General features: G+C 57.0%; 18 protein-coding genes. 8 read left to right on the top strand and 10 right to left on the bottom strand.

Annotated features, from left to right (window positions below; all coding sequences use genetic code 11):
* Positions 1-65 precede the first annotated feature (65 nt).
* Positions 66-1067 (bottom strand): N-acetyltransferase DgcN, encoded by a 1002-nt coding sequence (gene dgcN / locus PFY00_RS10605; protein ID WP_271432529.1) that lies wholly within the window; start codon positions 1065-1067, stop codon positions 66-68.
* 268 nt (positions 1068-1335) lie between these two features.
* On the opposite strand from dgcN, the gene PFY00_RS10600 reads away from it, so the two are divergent.
* On the top strand, positions 1336-2295 hold the full coding sequence (locus PFY00_RS10600; RefSeq protein WP_271432528.1) for an L-malyl-CoA/beta-methylmalyl-CoA lyase: 960 nt from the start codon (positions 1336-1338) through the stop codon (positions 2293-2295).
* 104 nt (positions 2296-2399) lie between these two features.
* On the opposite strand, the gene PFY00_RS10595 is transcribed toward PFY00_RS10600, so the two are convergent.
* A complete protein-coding gene (locus PFY00_RS10595) occupies positions 2400-2852 on the bottom strand; it encodes an Lrp/AsnC family transcriptional regulator (RefSeq protein WP_271432527.1) in 453 nt (150 codons plus the stop codon).
* Positions 2853-2924: 72 nt separating this feature from the next.
* Between PFY00_RS10595 and PFY00_RS10590 the strand changes: the two genes are divergently transcribed.
* The 5 genes from PFY00_RS10590 to PFY00_RS10570 all read left to right on the top strand — a co-directional run bounded on the left by PFY00_RS10590 (position 2925) and on the right by PFY00_RS10570 (position 7974).
* A complete protein-coding gene (locus tag PFY00_RS10590) occupies positions 2925-3518 on the top strand; it encodes a LysE family translocator (RefSeq protein WP_271432526.1) in 594 nt (197 codons plus the stop codon).
* Positions 3519-3608: 90 nt separating this feature from the next.
* On the top strand, positions 3609-4571 hold the full coding sequence (locus tag PFY00_RS10585) for an acetyl-CoA carboxylase carboxyltransferase subunit alpha (RefSeq protein ID WP_271432525.1): 963 nt from the start codon (positions 3609-3611) through the stop codon (positions 4569-4571).
* Between the two features lie 83 nt (positions 4572-4654).
* Positions 4655-6694, top strand: coding sequence for a hypothetical protein (locus tag PFY00_RS10580; protein ID WP_271432524.1), 2040 nt, complete (start codon positions 4655-4657; stop codon positions 6692-6694).
* 123 nt (positions 6695-6817) lie between these two features.
* Positions 6818-7531 (top strand): cytochrome c biogenesis CcdA family protein, encoded by a 714-nt coding sequence (locus PFY00_RS10575; RefSeq protein WP_271432523.1) that lies wholly within the window; start codon positions 6818-6820, stop codon positions 7529-7531.
* Positions 7532-7554: 23 nt separating this feature from the next.
* On the top strand, positions 7555-7974 hold the full coding sequence (locus PFY00_RS10570) for a thioredoxin family protein (RefSeq protein ID WP_271432522.1): 420 nt from the start codon (positions 7555-7557) through the stop codon (positions 7972-7974).
* Between the two features lie 86 nt (positions 7975-8060).
* Here PFY00_RS10570 and rplT read toward each other — a convergent pair whose 3' ends face one another.
* The 4 genes from rplT to pyk form a co-directional block, all read right to left on the bottom strand.
* Entirely contained in the window at positions 8061-8426 is a 366-nt protein-coding gene (gene rplT, locus PFY00_RS10565; RefSeq protein WP_271432521.1) for a 50S ribosomal protein L20, read from the bottom strand.
* A gap of 16 nt (positions 8427-8442) precedes the next feature.
* Positions 8443-8643 (bottom strand): 50S ribosomal protein L35, encoded by a 201-nt coding sequence (rpmI, locus tag PFY00_RS10560; protein WP_271432520.1) that lies wholly within the window; start codon positions 8641-8643, stop codon positions 8443-8445.
* 140 nt (positions 8644-8783) lie between these two features.
* On the bottom strand, positions 8784-9005 hold the full coding sequence (locus PFY00_RS10555; protein WP_271432519.1) for a hypothetical protein: 222 nt from the start codon (positions 9003-9005) through the stop codon (positions 8784-8786).
* A gap of 36 nt (positions 9006-9041) precedes the next feature.
* The gene (gene pyk / locus PFY00_RS10550; protein WP_271432518.1) at positions 9042-10487 is read right to left on the bottom strand and encodes a pyruvate kinase; all 1446 of its coding nucleotides are present in this window, start codon (positions 10485-10487) and stop codon (positions 9042-9044) included.
* 163 nt (positions 10488-10650) lie between these two features.
* Between pyk and PFY00_RS10545 the strand changes: the two genes are divergently transcribed.
* On the top strand, positions 10651-11388 hold the full coding sequence (locus PFY00_RS10545) for an N-formylglutamate amidohydrolase (RefSeq protein ID WP_271432517.1): 738 nt from the start codon (positions 10651-10653) through the stop codon (positions 11386-11388).
* A gap of 11 nt (positions 11389-11399) precedes the next feature.
* Positions 11400-11714, top strand: a complete 315-nt coding sequence (locus tag PFY00_RS10540; protein WP_271432516.1) for a DUF1244 domain-containing protein — start codon at positions 11400-11402, stop codon at positions 11712-11714.
* 6 nt (positions 11715-11720) lie between these two features.
* Here PFY00_RS10540 and PFY00_RS10535 read toward each other — a convergent pair whose 3' ends face one another.
* The 4 genes from PFY00_RS10535 to leuS are packed head-to-tail and all read right to left on the bottom strand — an operon-like array spanning position 11721 to position 16430.
* Positions 11721-12320, bottom strand: a complete 600-nt coding sequence (locus PFY00_RS10535; RefSeq protein ID WP_271432515.1) for a glutathione S-transferase family protein — start codon at positions 12318-12320, stop codon at positions 11721-11723.
* An 18-nt stretch (positions 12321-12338) separates the two neighbouring features.
* Entirely contained in the window at positions 12339-13364 is a 1026-nt protein-coding gene (gene holA / locus PFY00_RS10530) for a DNA polymerase III subunit delta (RefSeq protein ID WP_271432514.1), read from the bottom strand.
* Positions 13361-13867, bottom strand: coding sequence for an LPS assembly lipoprotein LptE (gene lptE, locus PFY00_RS10525; RefSeq protein WP_271432513.1), 507 nt, complete (start codon positions 13865-13867; stop codon positions 13361-13363). Before lptE ends, holA begins: the two co-directional genes overlap by 4 nt.
* Positions 13854-16430, bottom strand: coding sequence for a leucine--tRNA ligase (gene leuS, locus PFY00_RS10520; protein WP_271432512.1), 2577 nt, complete (start codon positions 16428-16430; stop codon positions 13854-13856). The genes lptE and leuS overlap by 14 nt, the downstream gene beginning before the upstream one ends.
* Between the last annotated feature and the right edge of the window lie 37 nt (positions 16431-16467).

Here is a 16467-nt window from a genome sequence, read left to right as displayed (position 1 = left end):
AGCCGCACGCATCGCGGGACGGCGGGCGGGGCGACGGCGCAACGCGCCGAGCGGCGGCCGTCGTTCTAGACTTCCGCCAAAGCCTGCGCCAGTCGCGCGGCACCATGCCGGAACGGATCAACCGTCGGCAGGCCAAGCCGGGCTTCGACGTCCTGACAATAGGATGCCGCCTCTGCCTCGCCCATGTGCTGCGTGTTGATGGATACACCAACAACCTTGCATGCAGGGTTTGCGACCTGAGACAGACGCAATGCAAGGTCGCGCACATCCTCGATACTGGGCAATCCATATCCCGGCAGCCCGCGCATATGTGTGCGCGTCGGTTCATGGCACAGGATCAGTGCATCCGGTTGTCCGCCATGTATCAAGGCCATTGTGACGCCCGAGAACGACACGTGGAACAGACTGCCCTGTCCTTCGATGATATCCCAGTGATCATCGTCGTTGTCCGGCGTCAGCCATTCGACGGCACCGGCCATGAAATCCGCAACCACAGCATCCAGCGGGACACCATCACCGGTAATCAGAATGCCGGTCTGGCCGGTCGCGCGGAATGTGCTCTTCATACCCGCGTCCCGCATGGCGGAATCGAGTGCAAGGGCGGTGTACATTTTGCCTACCGAGCAATCAGTTCCGACAGCCAGAACGCGTTTGCCCTTGCGCGGAACACCATTGGCAATGGGATAATCGACCTCCGGAACGCGCACATCGTGCAGCGATTGTCCGGTTGCAGCCGCCACAGCCGCCAGATCGGGCTCGTCCCGAAGAAGGTTGTGCAATCCGGACGCCAGATCAAAGCCTTCCTCAAGGGCCTGCACCAGCACCTTTTTCCAGCTTTGCGAAATAACGCCGCCACGATTGGCGACCCCGATCACCAAGGTCTTAGCCCCGGCTTCGCGGGCCTGTTCCAAAGTCATGTCGGTCAGGCCGAGATCGGCGTTGCAGCCCTCCATGCGGTACTGGCCCACACAGTTATCGGGACGCCAGTCCTTGATGCCTTGGGCAACTTTGGCGCTCAGCGCATCCGGGGCATCCCCGAGGAACAACAAATACGGTGTTTGAATCATGGCAGGCTCCAGGTCTCTTTGGCGCCAAGAATGCTGCTGACATCACGCAATATGCTCTTAAAATGACGCAGGCGTGACGCATTCTTCGAAGATTCTTTCGTATTTCGGATTTTTTCGGGATTTATTCCCACGCACACCACCAAAACCCAGACAATCTTCAATTCCTGAGTTTCTGCATCGCAGCGGTTTTCGCTTGCGCAGCATTGCGCAGTTTAATAACTCTGCGAGCGAGTCAAACGAAATATCCTTTCAACAAGGTCTGCGCCAAATGTCCTTTCGTCTTCAGCCGACACCGCCATCCCGTCCGAACCGTTGCCAGCTCTTTGGTCCTGCCTCCAACACCAAACTGCCACCCAAGATGGCCGCTTCAGCCGCGGATGTGATCAACATCGACCTTGAGGACTCTGTCGCCCCCAGCGACAAGGATAGCGCTCGCAAGCTGGCCATAGAGGCGATCGGTGACATCGACTGGGGCAACAAGACCTTGTCCGTACGGATCAACGGGCTGGATACACCCTACTGGTACCGCGATGTGGTGGACCTGCTCGAACAAGCCTCGGACCGGCTGGACCAGATCATGATTCCCAAGGTCGGCTGCGCCGAAGATTTGTATGCCGTAGACGCGCTGGTCACGGCGATTGAAGCCGCAAAGGGCCGCTCCAAGCGGATCGCCTTTGAAGTCATCATCGAAAGCGCGGCCGGCATCGCCCATGTTGAACAAATCGCCGCCGCCACACCCCGCCTCGCAGCCATGAGCCTGGGCGCCGCGGATTTCGCCGCCTCGATGGGCATGCAGACCACGGGCATCGGTGGCACGCAGGAAAACTACTACATGCTTCAGGACGGTCAGAAACACTGGTCTGACCCCTGGCACTGGGCACAGACAGCGATTGTCGCCGCATGCCGGACCCACGGTGTGCTGCCGGTCGATGGGCCGTTCGGTGACTTTTCCGACGACGAAGGATTCCGCGCTCAGGCCCGCCGGTCGGCGACGCTCGGCATGGTAGGCAAATGGGCAATTCACCCCAAGCAGATTGCGCTTTCAAACGAAGTGTTCACGCCATCCGAGGACGCTGTGCGCGAAGCGCGTGAAATTCTGGCCGCGATGGAACAGGCCAAAGCCAATGGTGAAGGCGCGACAGTCTACAAGGGGCGTCTGGTGGACATTGCCAGCATCAAGCAAGCCGAAGTGATCGTTCGCCAGTCCGAGATGATCGCAGACCGCTGAACCGCACTGAATGGACAAGACCAGAACGCAGGCCATCCGGCCTGCGTCTTTCGTTGCCACCCAAGAACGCCCTGTATCGGCCAAGGGCTCACAGCCCAAAGGCTCTAGCCCCTTTCGTCCTTTGGGCTACCCATAACCACATAACTTGTGATCGTGTTGACCTGTGGCAAAGCACCCAGAACCTCTGTGTGAAAATGCTTGTAGGCGCTCAGATCCGACGCCTCGACCCGCAAAAGATACTCCACGGCTCCGGTTATGTTGTGGCATTCGCGCACTTCAGGGGCCTGCGCCATCGCGCGTTCAAATGCCTCCTGCGCAATCTTGGTGTGCTGGTTCAATCCAACAGTCACATAGGCCACAAAGCCGACCCCGGTTTTTTCCGGATTGAGAACTGCGCGGTACCCGCTGATGGCCCCTGACTTTTCCAAGGCAGCCGTGCGCCGAAGGCAGGCAGATGGCGACATCCCCACCCGTTCGGCAAGCGCCAGATTGCTGATCCTGCCATCGCGAGAAAGCTCTCGCAATATCTTGCGATCTATGGCGTCAATTTCAGTCATATTCACCATTATTTCAGATATTTTGGCATAAATTGCAATATCTGGTCATCCAGATCGTGAAAATGTGCGCAAATGACACTCGAAATCTTTCTTGCCCTTGCCCTGTTTGCGGCGTCGACCCTGTTCACGCCCGGACCCAACAATCTGATGCTGATGGCATCGGGTGCTAACTTTGGCATCCGGCGATCTGTTCCCCATCTTTTGGGTGTGGCCTTTGGCTTTCCAATCATGATCATTCCCGTCGGTCTCGGGATCATGCAATTGTTTGACCTTTGGCCGCCAAGTTACATGATCCTCAAAGCGCTCTCGGTCGCCTATATTCTTTGGCTGGCGTGGAAGATCGCAAACGCCTCCGCGCCGAAAGAAGCAAAAGTTGACGCAAAACCACTGACCTTTTTGCAGGCCTCCGCCTTTCAATGGGTCAACCCAAAAGCATGGTCGATGGCACTGGGCGCAATCACGCTTTATGCGGCCAGCCGTGATTTACCAGCCGTTTTGATTGTCTCAGGAACCTTTGCCGCAATCGGGCTGGTCTCTGCCTTTTCATGGACGTCACTCGGCACGGCGGTACGCCGACTGCTGGCCAATCCCAAACGATTGCAGGCTTTCAACTGGACAATGGCAATCCTGCTGATCGCATCGATGCTGCCCGTTTTGTTCGGATAAGCGCGCCACAATTGCCCCCAAGGCACCTTGCTTTGTTGCATCCGTGCGAATGGCACGCCATATAGCGCTAGACCATCTGCGGAGAGTCCGATGACCCACTACCTCGACTTCGAAAAACCCCTCGCTGAGATTGAAGGCAAAGCCGAAGAGTTACGCGCCATGGCGCGTGAAAACGAGGACATGGACATTGAAGATGAAGCCAAAGCGCTGGACGTTAAGGCAGATGCTTTGCTCAAGGACCTCTACGCCAAGCTAACGCCATGGCGAAAGTGTCAGGTTGCGCGACATCCCGACCGTCCCCATTGCCGTGACTACATCGACGCGTTGTTTACCGAATACATGCCTTTGGCCGGTGACCGGGCCTTTGGCGATGATCACGCCGTCATGGGCGGTTTGGCCCGGCTCGGCGATCGCCCTGTGGTCGTGATTGGACATGAAAAAGGCAACGACACCCAAAGCCGGATCGAACGCAACTTTGGCATGGCGCGCCCCGAAGGCTACCGCAAGGCGATCCGCCTCATGGAGATGGCCGACAAATTTGGCCTGCCGGTTGTGACACTGGTCGACACCCCCGGCGCCTATCCAGGCAAAGGCGCTGAAGAGCGGGGCCAATCCGAAGCGATTGCCCGCAGCACAGAAAAGTGCCTGCAGGTCGGTGTGCCACTGATTACTGTTATCATCGGCGAGGGTGGCTCAGGCGGGGCCGTTGCCTTTGCGACAGCCAACCGCGTCGCCATGCTCGAACATTCTGTCTATTCCGTCATCAGCCCCGAAGGTTGCGCATCCATTTTGTGGAAAGACTCGGACAAAATGCGCGAAGCCGCCGAGGCTCTGAGGCTTACGGCGCAGGACCTGCACAGACTGGGCGTTGCTGACCGGGTGATCCCCGAACCGCTCGGCGGTGCGCACCGCGACCGGCAGACTGCCATCGCCGCCGTCGGCGCCAGCATCGCAGCCATGCTGGCTGATCTCGAGAACATGGACGGCAAAGACCTCGTCGATGCCCGGCGCAAAAAATTCCTGAGCCTCGGTTCCAAAGGACTGGCGGCTTAAAGAAATCAGCTATAGCGCGGAACACACTTTACAGGTGTGTCAAAAACATGTTTCAACTTAAGCGTTTATTCGCGAGTTGTGGCATGACTGAAAATAATTCTGATTTAAATATTACTTTGGCCGAGCTTCGGCGGCTTCAAACAAGATTGTCCTCATTGGAAGGCCGCAAATTTCGAGGTGAAGGACGCCTTCAAAGTGCTTGGACATCGATCTCGACCATCTTTGTTTTGGTATTGCTGGGACTCGCAGCAGTAATTGGGCTGGTTGCTTCTCAGCCCGGAGGAATTGCGCTGATCAACGAGTTTCTGACCGGACAAGTACCACCATCTGGTTCGGGTTCGGCAGGATCAGATACGCCGCCCCTCCCGCCAACTGACAGAAACTCATTCCCCCAATTCATGACTTTGTTCCTTGCGGTATCGGCAGGTGGTATAGCGTATCTGGCCTCCGCAATGGGTATGAAGCGGCTAGAAACTTATGATGGTCAGTTTCAAGAGTTTCGAAGGGAAACACGCGAAACTTCCAACGGAATAGAAGATCGATTTCAACAAGTTGAATCAAAACTTCGCGACGACATCGACACTCTTGTTAAAGAAAGTTTGAAAACGCTGCAGGCAGATTCAGAAAAAACCATCCAAGAAAGCGCCATCGTTATCCGGAACGATATCGAACAAATCCAGCTTGACGTCGTCAACCAGCGTGAATTTCTCGACAACAAGTTTGGAGCCATTGTCGACAACGCCAATGCTAAGAGAATCTTGACGGACAAGCCAAGTACGGGTGAGCTACACGGCACAGTTACTCGTCTGTTTCTGCAAAGCAAAAGTTCCGAAGCAAGATCTTTGGTCAATGCAGCGCTGGAGTTCCGCGATCCCGAGACGCACAAGCTCCTCACCACAGGCGATCCAGACGATTGGTTCAACCTTTGCTCGCAATTGGGTCAAAATGACGAATTCACATTAGGACTGAAAGTAGCCTTAGCCGGTCTTGTTCAGCAGCGGTCTTTAGATGTTTCTTGCATAGATGATCTGCGAATTGACAAAACTGCAATGCTTGTCAACGGCCCCAATTTCAAAACTATGTTGCGACAAGAGAAGATCCCGAATGTTGATCTCTTTGCCCATGCCCTGAACTACGCCGAAAAACTCGGGGAAACCGAACTAGTTCAATCCCTCGAAGAAATTGGCCGACTTATTCCAGTTGGGTATCGCAACTGGCGATACTATCAGTTCATGTGCGATCACTACAATAAGAGCAATCAGCGTGATCGTTTCTTTGAACTTCTGCAAGAACTGCGCGATCGCATGCCGCATGAAGAACGCGGTTACTCTCTTGAGTTGGAATGGTACGAAGCACGCAGTGATACTGAAAGCCTCGAACGGATTGGTCGCCATTGGCTCGAAGATCCAAACCGACGCGGAAACGCTGTTCCATTGCGCCTAGCGCGCATATCGCTTGACAAAGGCGACTATGAAAAAGCGCTCGAATATACCGGACGTGCTCTGGAAGGCAGTGCAGAGGCGCAACCCACAGCATCCATTGGTGCAATCTTGTTCTACAGAGCCAACGCCTATGATGCGCAGTTGATGAAACATGCACAAAACAAAAAACCGGATTGCGGTAAACTGTGCCGTCTTTTCGAGAACGCCGAACGGCTTTACCAGTCAGAGCAGATTTCCGACACTTCAACTATCATGGCCCGCACAGCAAAACGTCGGATCGAAGCAATGCGCCTGATGTTGTTGGAAGCTGGCTGCGAACCACTGGATCCCCCAAACAAGCCAAATTCAGGTGACAATCCGCCAAACCACCCTGAACCTAATGCCCCTGAACCAGGGGATGGTGGGCCAACAGTCGACAGTGTGCTGGCCAAAGAAATCCGCGAAGCGCTTGAAAGGGCACCTGAGCTTTTGAACTTGGCCCTGAACGCGGCAGGCAAAGGAGACCTCGAAGCATTCGGACTTGCGAAGGAGACACTTTCCGCACTACCAATTCCGCCCGCCTTGAGAGAGAAGCTTGCTGAAATGTTGACTGAGGTGTCTACCGACGATGACCACCCAGACGCTGTCCGCGATGCGGCTATCGAGCTGCGAGATGTACTGACAGACGACGACGCAACGTGATGCGCATAGAGACCGAGGCAGGCATTGTGAGTAAGTCCGGTTGTTACATTTCTTACGACCTCGTGACCTCGTGTCAGCGAATTGTGGCGTGACGTTTGCGCGGTTGCGGGGCACATATTGGGCATGGAATTGCTGTTTGCATATGGCGCGGGCCTTCTGACGCTGATCAACCCCTGCGTGGTGCCGGTCCTGCCGATTGTGATTGCTTCGGCTTTTCAGGCCAGCCGGTCCGGCCCTTTGATGCTGGCCGCCGGGATGAGCCTGTCATTCGTTTTGCTGGGCGTCGGAGTTACGGCGTTTGGGCATGCGATTGGATTGGACATCGACACCGTTTCTGAGATCGGTGCCGGCCTCATGGTGCTCTTCGGCATTGCCCTGCTTTTGCCGCAGGCGGGCGCGGTTATGGCCAGTGCGACATCGGGCCTATCTGCCCTTGCAGACGCCCGTATGGACGGCATTGACCGTGGTGGCCTGAAGGGGCAATTCATCGGCGGCCTGCTTCTCGGTGCCGTCTGGAGCCCCTGCATCGGGCCAACGTTGGGCGGTGCGATTGCTTTGGCCAGCCAAGGCGAAAGCCTTGTCTGGGTGACGGCAATCATGATCGCCTTTGCGGCCGGTGTTTCCACACTGATCCTGGGGCTGGCCTACGCCACGCGAGGCACCATCGGCAAACATGCAGCGCGACTGCGCAATCTGGCGATCACGGCGCGGCCCCTGCTGGGACTGACATTTATCCTTGTCGGGACCGGCCTGCTGCTGAATTGGCATCACTACATCGAAGGTTGGCTTGTCGGCGCACTACCGGCCTGGCTGATCGATCTTTCAGTATCCTTGTAACCTGACCACGGAGGAACTCTCTTATGGACCGCAGAACTTTTCTGAATATCACTGGTCTTGGCGCGGTAAGTCTGGCCATGCCGCGGGCGGCTCTTGCTGCCAAAATGGACTACACACCGGGCTTGGTGCAAAAGCATCTCGCGGCCGGAGACACAGTTTTTCTGGATTTCAAAGCGAGCTGGTGCAGCACCTGCGCCGCACAGGAACGCGTCATCAACGCGTTGCTTGAGGAAAACCCCGACTATGCATCGAAAATCGTCTTTATCGACGTGGACTGGGACGCCTACGGAAAGTCGGACTTGGTCAAGTCACTGAAAATCCCGCGCCGGTCGACATTGGTTGTTCTGAAGGGCGATCAGGAACTGGGGCGCATTGTTGCCCAGACAGGGCGCAGCACGATCAAGGGCTTGATGGACACTGCCTTGGGTGCAGCGACGGCGTAAGCCTGCATTGACCGCATTGTGCTGACAAGAAAAAAGGCCCCCGCTATATCAGCGGGGGCCTTTTTCTATTCTGCGTTGGGTCTGGCTTAGGCAGCCAGAGCACCTTTGGCCTGCTCAACGATCGCACCGAATGCTTCGGGCTCGTGAACAGCCAAATCAGCCAGAACCTTACGGTCGACTTCGATGCCAGCCAGGTTCAGGCCGTTGATGAAGCGCGAATATGTCAGCGCTTCGTCGTGGGCACGAACTGCCGCGTTGATACGCTGGATCCACAGAGCGCGGAAGTTGCGCTTGCGGTTCTTGCGGTCGCGGGTTGCGTACTGGTTGGCCTTATCGACGGCCTGTGCGGCGACCTTGAAGGTGTTCTTACGACGACCGTAATACCCTTTGGCTGCCTTGATGACTTTCTTGTGACGCGCGTGCGTGACGGTTCCGCCTTTTACTCGGGACATCTCGTATTCCTCCTAATCAGCGGTCGTAGGGCATGAAGCCCTTGATGATCTTTGCATCAGGCTCCGACAGTGTTGTCGTGCCGCGTGCATCACGGATGAATTTGCGGGTACGCTTGATCATGCCGTGGCGCTTGCCTGCCTGACCGGACATCACCTTGCCGGTGGCTGTCACTTTGAAGCGCTTCTTCGCGCTCGATTTCGTCTTCATCTTGGGCATTTCGGACTCCTTCTACATCGCGCGACTCGGCATGCCACTTGAGCCGGCAGCGCGGTTGAGAGCCGCCGTATAGGCAGATGACGGGCCATTGGCAAGCCCGAACAGCACCAATGCGGACAACAATTTCGATTTGATCGGGATCAGATAATGTCGCCGATAACCCCGTAGATCACGCGGGGCAAATCACGGACCTGATAGCCCCCGTCTTTGGTGTTGATCGCGTAGACCATCAGGCCCCCAGCAATCACAAGCGAAACGGCCGCTGCGCGTGGCGTGCGGCCGTCTGCAAATGCTGAAACAATCGCCGGTATCGACAACACACCGACCGCCATTCCAATAACCATGGATGTATCAGGGTCCATCGACCAAAACCTCCCCGCGCCTGCTGCGTGGAAAGGCTACTCTGGATCGGTGCGATAGATCAAACGTTCATCGCAGGGCGCAACCCGCAGGATGTTGGTCGTACCCGGCTGATTGAATGGAACGCCTGCGGTCACAACGATCTGGTCGTTTTCATCGGCCAGTTCATTCTTTCGCGCCGCACGGGCCGCATTCACAACCGCCTGCTTAAAGCGCTCAAGTTCACCGGTCATCACGCAAAGCGTACCCCATGTCAAAGACAGACGCCGCGCGACCCCGCGCGAGGATGTCATGGCAATGATCGGAACGCGGGGGCGTTCGCGAGCAACCAGCGATGCGGTCGTGCCCGAAGACGTAAAGCAGCAAATCGCCTTGATGTCCGTCGTTTCGGCAATTTCACGCGTCGCTGCCACGATACCGTCGGCAACGGTTGTGCGTTTCGCCGTCCGGGACGCTTCGAGAACCTCGGTGTAGGTCGAGTCGCTTTCGACTTCGCGGGCCACGTTGTCCATGGTTGTCACCGCTTCGACCGGATAGTCACCTGCTGCGGATTCAGCCGAAAGCATGATGGCATCAGCGCCTTCGTAGATCGCGGTCGCCACATCTGAGACTTCGGCACGCGTCGGCATCGGGGATTCGATCATCGACTCGAGCATCTGAGTCGCCACGATCACTGGCTTTGCGGCGGCACGGCACTTGCGAACCAGTCGTTTCTGGATCGGAGGCACATTCTGAACCGGCAATTCGACACCCAGATCGCCCCGCGCGACCATGATACCGTCAGACGCTTCGAGAATTTCTTCAAAGGCCTGCACGGCAGCAGGCTTTTCGATCTTCGACAGGATTGCCGCACGCCCACCGCAAAGGGCACGGGCTTCTTCAACGTCCGCTGCACGTTGCACAAAAGACAGGGCCAGCCAGTCAACGCCCAGTGCCGAAACGAACTCAAGATCACTGCGGTCCTTTTCGGACAGAGCGGCCAGTGGCAGGACAACGTCCGGCACATTCACACCCTTGCGGTTGGAAATAGTTCCGCCGGTCACAACCGTACAGTTGGCGTGGTCGTTGCCACATTCTTCGACACGAAGACGAATTTTCCCATCGTTAACAAGCAAGTGCGCGCCCGGTTCAAGCGCCGCAAAAATTTCTGGGTGTGGAAGGCAAACGCGCTTTTTGTCACCCGGCGTTTCGTCCAGATCCATGCGGAATGGCTCACCCCATTCCAGCTCTTCTTCGCCGTTTGCAAAAACGCCCACGCGCAGCTTGGGGCCCTGTAGGTCAGCCAGAATGGCGATCGGGCTGTCGAGGTCTTTTTCCACCTGACGAATGATCTGGTGACGTTCCGAGATCTCTTCGTGGCTGCCGTGGCTCATGTTCAGACGAAAGACGTCAGCGCCGGCTTCGTGCAAAGCGCGGATCATTTCATATGTGGATGATGCCGGGCCTAGTGTCGCAACGATCTTTACGTTTCTGTCGCGCTTCATATCTTTGGGTCTCCTGAAATAATCCACTGATCGAACGAACAGGCGGAGTTTAGTCGTGTTAGCGTTAACAGTTTGATCGAGTGGCTATCATGTTGGTTCGGTGACCGCAATTCCCTTTGGCTTTCGCCTTGCCTATCTGTTGCAGGCATTAGATGAAACGGACATGACGTTTACTCCCTACACCATCGAAGGTCAGTCACGCCAGAGCCGATGGCTGATTACATGCGATCACGCAACCAATGCGGTGCCCCCCGATCTTGGCGGTGATTTGGGGCTGCCAGCCCGCGATATGGCCCGGCACATCGCCTACGATCCCGGCGCTGCGGGTGTCGCCCGCGCATTGGGGGCAGCGCTGGATGCCCCCGTCATTCTGTCCAACTTTTCACGCCTCGTGATTGACCCCAATCGCGGTGAAGACGATCCGACGGTGTTGATGCGGCTCTATGATGGTTCGATCATACCGGGCAACCGACATGCCGATGCCGCGGAAAAAGAACGCAGGCTCAACGCGTACCACCGCCCATATCACGCGGCGCTGGCAGAGCTGGCTGCCCGGCGCAGCGATACGACCATCGTGGCCGTCCACAGCTTTACCCGGCAATTGCGTGGCCGTCCGCCGCGTCCGTGGCACATTGGCATTCTGCATGCCTGGGATCGACGTCTGTCCGACCCGTTCATTGCACTGCTGGAAGCCGAACGGGATCTGGTGGTCGGCCGGAACGAACCCTACCCCGGGCATCTGCCCGGGGACGCCGTCGATCGCCATGGACTACAGCATGGTCGCAACAATACCCTGATCGAAATTCGAAACGATCTGATCGAAACTGAAACGGCACAATTGCAATGGGGCCAGCGATTGGCGCCTTTGCTTGAAAAGGCCGCAACACACATTCCCGCCTGAAGGAGCATGCCATGGACGACCAAACCCGCATCGAAATTGAAGCCGCAGCCTTCCGCCGTCTTCGCAAACACCTGATCGAAGAACGCCCTGATGCCCAGAACATCGACATGATGAATCTGGCTGGCTTTTGCCGGAACTGCCTGAGCCGCTGGTATCAGGAAGCCGCCGCGGATCACGGCATTACGCTGGACAAGATGGAAGCCCGTGAAATCTACTACGGGATGCCCTTCTCAGAGTGGAAGGCCAAGTATCAGACCGAAGCCAACGCGGATCAGCAAGCCGCCTTTGAACAGTCGTTCAAGGAAAACGTGACGGATAAATCCTGACCAGATTCAGCCCTTTTGCCCGGCAGATACCGCCGCGCGGAAAGCCGGGCGGGCGCGCAGCCGTTTGAGGTAGGCACCAAATGCATCGGGACCATCCGGGAACCCGGCATTGCGTGCCCAGCCACCACAGTGGCCAAGGATGATGTCCGGCACCGAAAATGCGTCACCCATCAGGTAGTCGCCCTCCAGCTCCGCCATGATGCGTTCAAGGTTTCGGACATATTCGGCTTTGCAGCTTGGTTTGACCTCTGCCACTCGTTCAGCTTCGGGCAAAACAAAGCTGTGTTTGGAAGCGGTCCAAAGCTGGCTTTCGATTTCGTCCAGAATACGAAACGTCCAGCTGTCCTGACGGGCGCGCGCTTTGCTACCGGCCGGTGCAGTGAACGCGCCATGTTTGTCGGCCAGATAGGTCAGAATGGCGGAGCTATCGGTTATCACGGTGTCACCGTCGACCAGAGCGGGCACCTTGCCCAAAGCGCTGACGGATTTTATCTCGGCAGAATGGGGACCAGCCGGGACATGTTCGTAGTCCAATCCCAGTTCTTCCAACAACCACAAGACGCGAAAAGCGCGGCTTTGAACCATTCCATAGACTTTGTAGGTCATTGACTGTCCCTTCCCTGCTTAGCGTCTAGCCATGTAGGCAAGCCGCACAAATGCCCGTTCAACCAAAGCCATGGCTGGCGCACGTTGACCAGCAGAACGGAGCGTCAGGTCGGTTTCCATGAAAACATCCAGCGCCGCCTCGAGCCGATCAACAGACCAGTTCTGTGCCTGTCTCAGCATCCGGTCCCGCCGCGCGCCCCACAGTGGTGGGCGCAAGCGGCCTATACCCTGTGCTGGGCCACCCGGGCTTGCTGCCAGTGTGTAAAGCACCCGGAAATGCCGCGCGCCCATGATCAACAATGTGACAGGGGCAACCCCCTGAGCCATCAGCCGCTGCATCACCGGGGCAATGTCGCCGCTGCGGCCCTCTGCCAAGACGTGAAAGACCTCGTCCATCTCCGCCTCGATTGAGGCAGGCGCCATCAGATCAACTTCGTCAGGGGTCAGCGGTTCTGGATCTTCCAGCTTGTAAAGAGAAACCTTTTCAAGCGTTTGGCGAAAATCGCCGGGCGTTAGGCTTCGGGCCAACCCTTCCAATGCGGCCATGGCATCGCGGGACACTTCAGCCAATCCTGCGCGCTTCAGCTCGGCCTCGATCTCGGCGCGGCCCATCGGGTCATTATAAAGCGCGGCGCAATAGGCGTTGGGCGCAGCGTCGAACAGTTTCCGAAGTGCAGATTTCGCCGTCAACTGACCGGCGGTGACAACAATCTGGGCATCACCTTCACGCCATTCGGTCAGCGCTGTTCCTATCGTCTTGGCCAGACCGTCTGTAGCCTCTTCGACCAAGGCAGCCCGCGGCCCCGGGAAAAACCCCTGCGCCTTGACCGCGTCAAGAAGCATCGCGGCATCCTTGCGCAACTCAGCACCGGTCATGCGGGTCAGGCGCATTTCTTCTTCGCCTTGTGGGCCGATCATGTTGGCAATGACTTCTTGCCGTTTCATGGCGACACGCATGGTGTCTTCGCCACAAATCAGCAAACCCGCGGCATTCGGATCAGGCCGGGCAAAAAACGCATTTGCGTCGCGGGCGTTTAGCTTCATTGGTCCGCAGCGGACGCAGACAGGCGCGGCGCGTCAATCAACAGCTGATCAATGACCTGATCCGCCAAAATGATCATCAGGCGTTCTTCGGCGTCGCGTTGCGCCGCCAAAGTAGCAACGGTAGAGCCCGTCGTGGAATACCCGGTGAATGCGTTTGTCCGACCTTCGAGCAGAACCGTTTCCGGATCACCCACATCCCTGAGCGAATAGAGCGCACGCCCAACAAACCGAAACCGCGTGGTCGCGCCGGCGGATGTGCTACCCAAACCCTGTCGATCAACCTGAATTTTTACCGACAGCCGAAACGGACCACTGCTGCGGCCCAGGCGTTCCTCAAATCTACGCCCGAAACGATAGCCGTTCTTGGTCTTTGGTTCGTCGAGCGCAATCCGACCCAACAACTGTTGTCCGGATCCTCCCGGCGCATAGGCGGGTGTAAAACCGCAAGCGCCCAGCGTGGCCAGCGCGCCCAGCAGAACCGTTCTTCTATCAGATAACCACATTCACGATCCGCCCCGGCACAACGATAAGCTTTTTCGGCTGCCCCCCATCGAGCGCCTTCACCACAGCTTCGTGTGCAAGAACGGCTTTTTCAACCTCTTCCTTTGGCATGTCGCGGGGAACCGCCATTTCGCCCCGTCGTTTGCCGTTGATCTGGATCGGCAAGGTCACCGTGTCCTCGACCAGCATGCTCTCATCAGCCTTGGGCCAAGGCGCGTTGGCAACCAGCCCTTCGCCACCCAAAAGCTGCCAGCATTCTTCGGCCAGATGCGGTGTCATCGGTGCCATAAGCTGGGCCAGTGTCCGCGCAGCCTGCTTTTTCACATCCGCCCCGGCTCGGGACTTCGACACAGCATTGGTAAAGGCGTAAAGCTTTGCAATTGCGGCATTAAACCCGAAACTTTCGACGCCCATGGACACGTCATGGATCGCCTTGTGCATTTCGCGAAGCAAGGCATCATCTTCCTTGGTCGACGGGGCATCGCTGGTTGCAATCTCGGCGCACAACCGGTGAACCCGCGTCAGATGTTTGTTTGCAGCTTCTGCGCCGGATGCGGTCCATTCCACATCGCGCTCGGGGGGCGAGTCACTCAGCACGAACCAGCGTGCGGTATCGGCACCGTAAGTCTGAATGATTTGCACCGGGTCCACGACGTTGTTCTTGGATTTGGACATCTTGGCCGAAGGTACGACCTCCAATTCACGTCCATCTTCTTTGAAAAACGCCTTTCCGTCCTTCAACTCCACCTGTTCCGGGTAAAAATAGACCGGGCGGCCCGTTTGCGGATCATCGCTCTTGTAGATCGCGTGGGTCACCATCCCTTGGGTGAACAGCGCATCGAACGGCTCACGCGATTTGTCGGGCAGATGCCCTGTGATGTTCATCGCACGGGCGAAAAAGCGCGAGTACAACAGATGAAGAATCGCGTGTTCGATACCGCCGATATACTGATCGACGTTCATCCAATAGCGTGCGTCTTCCATATCCGTCGGCGTGTCGGCTCGCGGCGCCGTAAAGCGCGCGAAATACCACGAGCTGTCCACAAAGGTGTCCATGGTGTCCGTTTCACGTTTGGCAGCCGCACCGCAGGACGGGCACGCGCAATCGCGCCATGTCGGGTGACGGTCCAATGGGTTGCCGGGCACGTCGAACGACACGTCATCGGGCAGCGCGATCGGCAGGTTTTCCTTTTTCTCAGGCACCACGCCGCAGGTTTCGCAATGCACGACCGGAATAGGGCAACCCCAGTATCGCTGGCGCGAAAGCCCCCAATCGCGCAGGCGGAATTTGGTCACGCCCTGCCCTACGCCGTTGGCTTCACAAAAATCAATCGCCGCATCGACGGCCTGATTTCCTGTCTGAACTTCTTCTCCGGCAAAGCCTTTGATGTAGCGTACTTTTTCCGTCTTGGTCGGCACATAGGCTTCGCCGCCTGCTTCGGGTCGGGTAAAGCTGTCTTCACCCTGTTCAGGCACGTAGGTCGACACAACCGGCAACCCATATTTGTTGCAGAAATCCAGATCGCGCTGGTCGTGAGCGGGACAGGCAAAAATTGCGCCGGTGCCGTAATCCATCAGAATGAAATTCGCGATATAGACGGGCAGCTCCCACGCCGTGTCAAACGGATGACGCACACGGATACCGGTGTCGAACCCAAGCTTTTCGGCTTTTTCCAGCGCCTCTTCAGTGGTGCCGCCCCGGCGCATCTCAGCGACCGCCTCGGCCAGCTCGGGGTTGTCCCGTTCAAGATGCTTGGCGAGCGGATGATCTGGCGAAATACCGACGAAAGAGGCGCCCATCAGCGTATCGGGGCGCGTGGTGTAGACCTCGATGCGATCAAACCCATCCGGTGCATCAATCGTGCTGAATGCAAACTGCAAGCCACGGGATTTGCCGATCCAGTTGGCCTGCATGAGTTTCACTTTGGCCGGCCAGTTGTCGAGACCGTCCAAAGCATCCAGAAGCTCTTCTGAATAGTCGGAGATCTTGAAGAACCACTGCGTGAGTTCGCGCCGTTCAACCTCGGCGCCGGACCGCCAGCCTTTGCCGTCGATCACCTGCTCGTTGGCAAGAACGGTCATATCCACCGGATCCCAGTTGACCACCGCGTTTTTGCGATAGACCAAGCCACGCTCAAGGAAATCAATGAACAACGCCTGCTGCTGACCATAATATTCCGGATCACAGGTCGCAAACATACGGGACCAGTCGAGACCAAAACCCAGCGGCTTCATCTGGCCGACCATCGTATCGATGTTGTCGTAGGTCCATGTCTTGGGGTGACCACCGCTGGCCATCGCCGCATTTTCGGCCGGCATGCCAAAGGCATCAAAGCCCATCGGATGCAGAACATTGTAGCCAGACGCCAGTTTGTGCCGGGCGATCACGTCCCCCATCGTGTAATTCCGCACATGCCCGATATGAATCCGCCCGGATGGGTAGGGAAACATTTCAAGCACATAGTATTTGGGTTTGTCGTCACTGCGGACCGCTTTGAAGGTCTGCTGTTCTTCCCAGGCGGCTTGCCACTTCGGCTCGATAGCGGCGGGATCATAGGCTGACATTATATGCGGTCCTTTGGGTCGGCGAGTTGAAACTGTT

It is taken from the genome of Thalassococcus lentus (assembly GCF_028023555.1).
In the GTDB taxonomy this organism is placed as follows: Bacteria; Pseudomonadota; Alphaproteobacteria; order Rhodobacterales; family Rhodobacteraceae; genus Thalassococcus_A; species Thalassococcus_A lentus.
Note: the sequence above shows the minus strand (reverse complement) of the source record. Positions and strands in the feature narration are given on the sequence as shown.